The sequence below is a fragment of the Aestuariivita sp. genome, from assembly GCF_049276915.1.
GTDB lineage: Bacteria > Pseudomonadota > Alphaproteobacteria > Rhodobacterales > Rhodobacteraceae > Aestuariivita.
This window is the reverse complement of the sequence record NZ_JBASXK010000005.1, coordinates 1-6,606: the sequence shown is the minus strand read 5'-3', so window position 1 is coordinate 6,606 and position 6,606 is coordinate 1. Positions and strand designations below refer to the sequence as shown.

Annotated in this window: 10 protein-coding genes; 8 read left to right on the top strand and 2 right to left on the bottom strand. The window is 59.3% G+C overall.

Annotation, left to right across the window (positions count from 1 at the left end; translation table 11 throughout):
* Window positions 1-333 precede the first annotated feature (333 nt).
* Window positions 334-687: a DUF3127 domain-containing protein gene (locus WAO69_RS00365; protein ID WP_422175579.1), complete on the bottom strand. Its 354-nt coding sequence runs from the start codon at window positions 685-687 to the stop codon at window positions 334-336.
* 82 nt (window positions 688-769) lie between these two features.
* A complete protein-coding gene (locus tag WAO69_RS00360) occupies window positions 770-1,438 on the bottom strand; it encodes an XRE family transcriptional regulator (protein WP_422175577.1) in 669 nt (222 codons plus the stop codon).
* Between the two features lie 118 nt (window positions 1,439-1,556).
* Here WAO69_RS00360 and WAO69_RS00355 point away from each other — a divergent pair, with 118 nt between their 5' ends.
* From WAO69_RS00355 to WAO69_RS00320, 8 genes are all read left to right on the top strand, one after another.
* Window positions 1,557-2,255: a hypothetical protein gene (locus WAO69_RS00355; protein ID WP_422175575.1), complete on the top strand. Its 699-nt coding sequence runs from the start codon at window positions 1,557-1,559 to the stop codon at window positions 2,253-2,255.
* 266 nt (window positions 2,256-2,521) lie between these two features.
* On the top strand, window positions 2,522-3,103 hold the full coding sequence (locus tag WAO69_RS00350) for a sigma factor (protein WP_422175573.1): 582 nt from the start codon (window positions 2,522-2,524) through the stop codon (window positions 3,101-3,103).
* A 27-nt stretch (window positions 3,104-3,130) separates the two neighbouring features.
* Window positions 3,131-3,466 (top strand): hypothetical protein, encoded by a 336-nt coding sequence (locus tag WAO69_RS00345; RefSeq protein ID WP_422175571.1) that lies wholly within the window; start codon window positions 3,131-3,133, stop codon window positions 3,464-3,466.
* A gap of 27 nt (window positions 3,467-3,493) precedes the next feature.
* Window positions 3,494-3,982: a hypothetical protein gene (locus tag WAO69_RS00340; RefSeq protein WP_422175569.1), complete on the top strand. Its 489-nt coding sequence runs from the start codon at window positions 3,494-3,496 to the stop codon at window positions 3,980-3,982.
* Entirely contained in the window at window positions 3,979-4,812 is an 834-nt protein-coding gene (locus WAO69_RS00335; RefSeq protein ID WP_422175567.1) for a hypothetical protein, read from the top strand. The genes WAO69_RS00340 and WAO69_RS00335 overlap by 4 nt, the downstream gene beginning before the upstream one ends.
* A complete protein-coding gene (locus tag WAO69_RS00330; protein ID WP_422175565.1) occupies window positions 4,790-5,287 on the top strand; it encodes a hypothetical protein in 498 nt (165 codons plus the stop codon). The genes WAO69_RS00335 and WAO69_RS00330 overlap by 23 nt, the downstream gene beginning before the upstream one ends.
* Window positions 5,284-6,180, top strand: a complete 897-nt coding sequence (locus WAO69_RS00325; RefSeq protein ID WP_422175563.1) for an ATP-binding protein — start codon at window positions 5,284-5,286, stop codon at window positions 6,178-6,180. Before WAO69_RS00330 ends, WAO69_RS00325 begins: the two co-directional genes overlap by 4 nt.
* Before the next feature lie 13 nt (window positions 6,181-6,193).
* The coding region (locus WAO69_RS00320; RefSeq protein ID WP_422175561.1) for a hypothetical protein at window positions 6,194-6,606 on the top strand (413 nt) is incomplete at its 3' end.

Genomic DNA, 6,606 nt, shown 5'->3' with positions numbered 1-6,606 from the left:
TGTGGTCATGCAGATCTCCTCTGAGTTGGAGTTGCAGTACCGCTCTGTTTGCGCGGGAAGTGTAGTGAACTGTCTCCGGTTTCAGCCGGTATCTGGGCAATTTTCGCTGAGTGCAGGCGCACAATCGCGCCTGCGAGAATGCGAGCGAGTTCGGAACGTCGCTCAGCGGGTGACATTTTGTCAGGATGCAGTGGATTGGGGCGTTTCATGGAATAGCAGGCTCCTTGGCTCTGCTATTCCATTACTCACCGCCGCGGAAAAACGTCCCAGGCGGACGTTACATCGACAACGGTGCCAAGTGCTACGCCCAGTGGGGATGACCTGTCGCCAGACTCAAAATGGTATGTCGTCATCATATGGATTTGGGGAGCCATGCGCTGCGCTGTTCCCTTGCGACTGGGATGCGCTTTCATATCCCGTGCTCCCGTCTCGAGATACCTTCCATGCCTTGACGTCTGTATACCAACGACCGTTGAATTCCCTACTCTCGAGATCGACTGATACCGTGACGTTGTCGCCTTGTTTGATCTCGAATTGATCGATTTTGTCACCCCAGGCCATGAAACAGACCTTCTTCGGGTATTGGCCGCCGGTCTCCAAAATATATTCTTGCTTGCGCCATGTCCCATTGGCGGACTGCCCTGATTTTTCGGGCAAGATGTCTATGATTTTCCCACTCACTTCCATTTGTAAAACCTTTCTCGAATAACGTCAGTTTTTTGTCTTGGAGCCAGTACATGGTCCTTGCCGTACATTGTCAAAGTCCGGGCTACATCTCTCGACCACACCAGCGAACACGGCCGACGATGTTGATCTCATCTGCCAGACATTCATAGGGGGAATATTGGGGGTTGTCCGACAGGATCCGGATCCGGGCGGGGTCGCTCAAGGGCACATACTCAAGCCGTTTGGCCACGAGCCCCATACCGTCATGCAGGACAAACACGCCCGGCGGCTTGGGGCCGCGTTGGTTGAGGTCAACAAGCACTGTGTCCCCATCAAGCAAGGTCGGGGTCATGCTGTCACCGTCCACGGCCATGACCCGCAACATCGACGGCGCGGCCTTCAGACGGTCACGGATCCACGCGCGTCGGAAATGGTAGTCCCGCCCGCGCGAGGGCTCCTCGTCCACCAATGCCCCGCCACCCATGGAGGGTCGGGCCTTTACAGATTGGATTGCGACAAAATCGTTGTTGTAGTCTTCCGTGATGGGGTCATCGCCATCGATGGTGCCTTTTCCCGTTAACAGCCATTCCGGGCTGACCAGAACCACCTCGGCAATTCGCGTCAACCTTTCCAGGCTTGGGGTCAGAGAGCGCCCCCTGAGGATGTCATAGACGAAGGATCGGTTGACGTCGGCCGCTCGTGCGACCTCGGCCACGGACATGCCCAGTTGCCGGATCCTGGCCCGCAGGCGTTCGCTGATTGAGATGGACATCTTTATCCCCGAATTAGTCCCCAAGTAACTTTGTATTGTGGAAAAAACTGGATTGTTCAGGAAAGGTCAAGATCGTAAGAACAAATTGAGAACAGTATTTCGAGGAAAGGGCGATTCCATGTTGGTCGAGAGAGAGTGTTTTGAGCTGACGGAGGTCGCCGATGAACTTGGGCTCAAGGATCCTGTCATTCGGGAACTCGTGTGGTCTGGGAGGCTCAGGATCTGCATCCGATTGGTGTCCCAGCAGGTCGAACGCTACTACTGGGAGGAAGTCGACCATAATGAACATGTCTATGTGCCCCTGGGCAAAAAATGGGTGAATACCCTCGCACAGTTATCGACGGCCGATGCGTATCGCCTCGTGCGAAGCGGCGAGGTCGCCGCCTGTACTGTTGAGCTGCCGGAGGGGGTCTTTGCGGATCTGCGTGAAGGGGATGGGTTGCGTCTGGGAAGAGTGGATGCCCTGGTGACACGGGCAAATCTTCAGGCGTTGAGGCACAATGCAGGCACGACAGTGGAGGCTGAGAGCAAAGTTGATATTGATTTCAGATACTTCGAATTCAACGGGATGACGTTTTCCTTTTCGCACACGCAAGCGAAAGCTCTGAAATACATGAGTGAACAGGACAGAAAAGGCGTAAGTGAACTTCAATATCTCGAAATCCTCGACGCCGCCGGGTCGAGTTCGCAGCGTATGGCGAGCCTTTTCAGTCGGCATCCTGGTTGGAAGCGTCTTTTGGTGATCGTGCCTGGTCGCCGCGGGTATTATAAACTCGCACCCGACTTCCAGGACTGGCTGCGCCGGGTTTCTCTCTAGCCCCCAGACACGAACGCCACGTACGTCGCCCACCGAATCCCGGTGGGCTTTTTGTTGCCGGATTGATGGTACGATTCGTATGCACTCGGGTTGCATTTGGTATGCGCCGGTATGTTCCGGTTTGCGTTCGTATGCTGGGCCGGTGTAGCGCCAAAATTCCCCTTTGAAATCAGTCTCTGAAAAAACGTCGTTTACATCCCAACTGTGGGACGACCGCATACCGGGCGTTTGGCATCACTTCGTCATCAAAAGTGACGGAGAACTCCATGAGCCAGAACAATTCCATCCAAGGCAAACATGCCGTGCCCGACCGCGGTTTGTCGGCCGAAGAAATTTGCCAAATCATCCAACTCGCTGGTCGCGAGGGAGGCCGACTGCAGCGCAAGCTCGGGGCTCCCACACACGACGCGGAAGACTTCCGGCAGGAACTCCTGGTCGATCTCTTCGCGCGGCTGAAGCATTTCGACCCCGCTCGTGGACAGTTCGGTGCCTTCGTGAAAACAGTGATGCGCCACCAGGCCAGCCGGTTGGCGACGCGTCACTGCGACCGCCTGACCGCCCAAGGCGGGGCAATGCTGCCCTTGGAGGCAGTCACAGGCACCGCCACGGATCATGCGTCTGTTTCATCGGAACTGCCCGATGACCAACTTGCGCTGCAAACGGCGTTGAAATCCCTCTACCCGAGCGATCGTCGGTTTTGCCGCGCCCTGTCCCAGCACCCTGTCGCTGAACTGACGCAGGCCGGCTTTGGCAGCCGATCAAGCATCTATCGCCGCATTCGCCGCCTCCGACCCCATCTCGTCATCTCCGGCTTTGGCCCGGGGTGGGACGTTTTTGTGCGGGCCTGAGTAATGGACAAACAGGAGGTCATTAAAATGCGCAAGCGCCCCACATCCATCACCCGTCAAAAGTCGCCCATCAGCGAGATTCAGTTCTGTGCCTGGGTGGCGCAGGCCTTGCCGGGCGACCGTCTGGAATACCACCGCGGTCATCTCGCGGTGGATGCCGACAAGGTCACGTCCGATTTGGACCTGAATGCCCGTGTCGAACTGGCATGTCTACGTGACCGTGCCTTCTGGAGCGAAGGGACCGGTCTCGTGCATCTCGTTCAAGAGCGCCTTGGGCCCGACCTGTTTTCCTACCTTGCCATCGCACGTCCCAAGACATCCCGCACCGAACAGGCCGTCAAGCAGCTTGCTGCGGCAGCCTGACCCATTCCCCCAGAACGGAGACCTTCGATGAGTTATCCCCAAAACACCCCGAGCGTGGATGACATGCTCAATATGCAGACTGGTGAACTGGCGCAGATGCCGGTGGAATTACTGGCCGATCTGCAGGCTGAATTGGCCCACGCAACCAAGCAACTGCGCATGGCGAGCGCGCGGTTCAACACGGCCCTTGAAGTGCGCTATGCCACCCGCGCTGCCGAAGCGCGCCGGGCCTGCGGCAAGGACACCGGCACGGTGCGGCTCGCGGATGGTGATTACACCGTCGTGGCAGATCTGCCCAAACGCGTCGACTGGGATCAGGAAAAGCTGGCGGCCATGGTCGCGCGCATCCGCGCTGCAGGCGACGACCTCGCCGAATATGTCGACATCACCTTCAAGGTGTCAGAGCGCAAATACACGGCCTGGCCTGATGCAATTCGCGAGGGCTTTGAGCCGGCACGCACAGTGCGCACCGGCACGCTGAAGGTCGAGATTGTCCCGCAGGAGGGCGATCAATGACGGCACTACTTCCCGTTCCCGAAAACGATCTAAGCCTTCCCGGCCTGATCGATCGCGCGGCCAGCATGCTCTCGAATGCTAAGACTTCGGCCGAAATTCTTGATGCACGCGAGATGGCGGGCATTGCTTACGACGTTGCAAAACGTGCAGCCCGTCTGCGGCGGGCAAAGGATGCACATGACGCTCTTATCAGTGCCGCGCATCGGGCGCAGGCCCATGCGCTGGAAATCGAAGCTGCCGCAAAGCGACGTCTCGCTAATGAGTATGATGCTGCGCAGGCTCGTGGCGAGGTGGCGGGCCACGGCCGAAGTAAGGTTGAACCTTCCAACGTTACGACCGCTTCCGATCTCGGTCTGCGGCGAGACCAGATCCATGACGCTCGCCTGATCCGGGACGCTGAAGCCGCTGATCCTGGCTTTGTACGACGGACACTCGACGAAAAACTGCAGCGCGGGGAAGAACCCACGCGGTCTGCGGTCCGCAAAGCAGCGGAAGAGCGGCTGCAACGCTCACTTGACCGATTGCAGCGGGTTCAGGACAGCGTCCGCCAGATCGAGGCGACAAAGCCAGCTCCGCTGACGCCCGAACAGCAGGCCATCCAAATCGCGGTGTTTGGGACCCAGGAAGATCGGGCCATTCACGAACGCCTCGTGGAAATTGTCGAGCGGATCGACGAGCAGCCGAGTCCGTCGGAGGCGGTCCGCCGCATTCCGCCAGCGTCGCGCCACGCCGTTGAGACCGCGCCCGTGCGGCGCGCGGCGGCATGGCTCACCGACTTCACCACCCTTTACGAACAGGAGGTCCAGAATGGGACATATGCGACTGAATGATGTTGTAGCCGAGATTATCGGCGACGTGATGGCAGGCCATGCGGTCAACAAGCGCGAGGCAGCTGTCAAACGTTGGGACGATATTGATGCGGATGGTCAGTATCTGGCAGGCATTGACGGCGTTGTTACGCGGATCGATCAGCGTGCGCGCAGCCTCAAACTCAAGGCGGAGAAATCCGCCGCGCCCGCGCAGGCGGCCTTGCCGTTCCATCTTCCGGCTGCGGTGGCCATGGACATTGACGGCACCAGCCTTGTCGCCACGCGCCAGCTGTCGCGCGCCGGGTTTGAGCGTGCCATCGAAATCCGCCAGCTGCAGATCGCCAACGATCAACGCGCCCTTCGCGAATGGCGTAACGCGCTGCGACAGGCAGACCAGTTCTGGGCGGACAATCCGGACTGGAGCTTTGGGAGGTGTCTTGATGCGATCCTGACGCACAGCGTCCAGACCACCCCGTGTGATCGGGTGCCGACATGACCGGTTCGCTCCCCATCATCACCGCCGACCAGCGCATGGCAGAACACCGCGGCATCAAGGGCGTGATCTTTGGCCCGTCCGGGATCGGCAAGACATCGCTGCTCTGGACACTGTTGCACTCGACCACGCTGTTTTTCGACCTCGAGGCCGGAGACCTTGCGATCGAGGGGCTGGCCATTGATGCGATCCGGCCGCGGACCTGGACGGAATGCCGGGATTTTGCAGTGTTCATCGGTGGGCCCAACCCGGCACTGCGCGCCGATCAGCCCTACAGCCAAGCGCACTTCGAGGCGATCTGCGAGAAATACGGCGACCCAGCCGTGCTGGCCAAATACGACACAGTGTTCATCGACTCGATCACCGTGGCGGGTCGGCTCTGCTTTGGCTGGTGCAAGGGTCAGCCCGAGGCACTCTCAGAAAAGACAGGCAAGCCGGACGTGCGCGGGGCCTATGGGTTGCACGGTCGCGAGATGATCGCGTGGCTCACGCATCTGCAGCATACCCGCGGCAAGAATGTCTGGTTCGTGGGCATCCTCGATCAGAAGTTGGATGACTTCAATCGCAAGATCTTCGTGCCCCAGATCGACGGCTCGAAAACCGGGCTCGAACTGCCCGGGATCGTCGACCAGGTCATCACCATGACCGACATTGCAGACGAGGATGGAGCGCCTCAGCGCGGGTTTGTCTGTCACACGCTCAATCCCTGGGGTTTCCCGGCCAAGGATCGGTCCGGGCGTCTCGACATGGTCGAACCTCCGCATCTCGGAAAGCTGATGGACAAGATCCGGGGCCCGCTCATCCCTGCGGACCGCCGCCTTTCCTATGCGGCCCCGGAACCGCTGGCACCCCCACCGGCGCAGGCCAACACCCCCTCCAACGACACCACCAACTGAAAGGACTTCACGCATGTCTCTCTGGAACGATTTCAACGACGCGCAATCAAACAGCAATGTCATCCCGAAGGGTACGCTGGCCAAGGTACGCCTGACGCTGCGCCCCGGCGGGTATGACGACCCCAGCCAGGGCTGGACCGGCGGCTATGCCAAAAGGGGCAGCACAGGGTCTGTTTATCTTGATGCCGAATACACGGTGCTCGACGGGCCCTATGCCAAGCGCAAGATCTGGTCGCTGATCGGCCTTTACAGCCCCAATGGTCCGAACTGGGCGAATATGGGCCGCAGCCTTGTGCGGGGCATTCTCAATTCGTCGCGCGGCCTCTTGGACAAGGACAATTCCCCCGAAGCTCAGGCACGCCGCCGCATCAACGGGTTCGCTGACCTTGATGGTCTGGAATTTGTCGCGCGGATCGATGTTGGCAC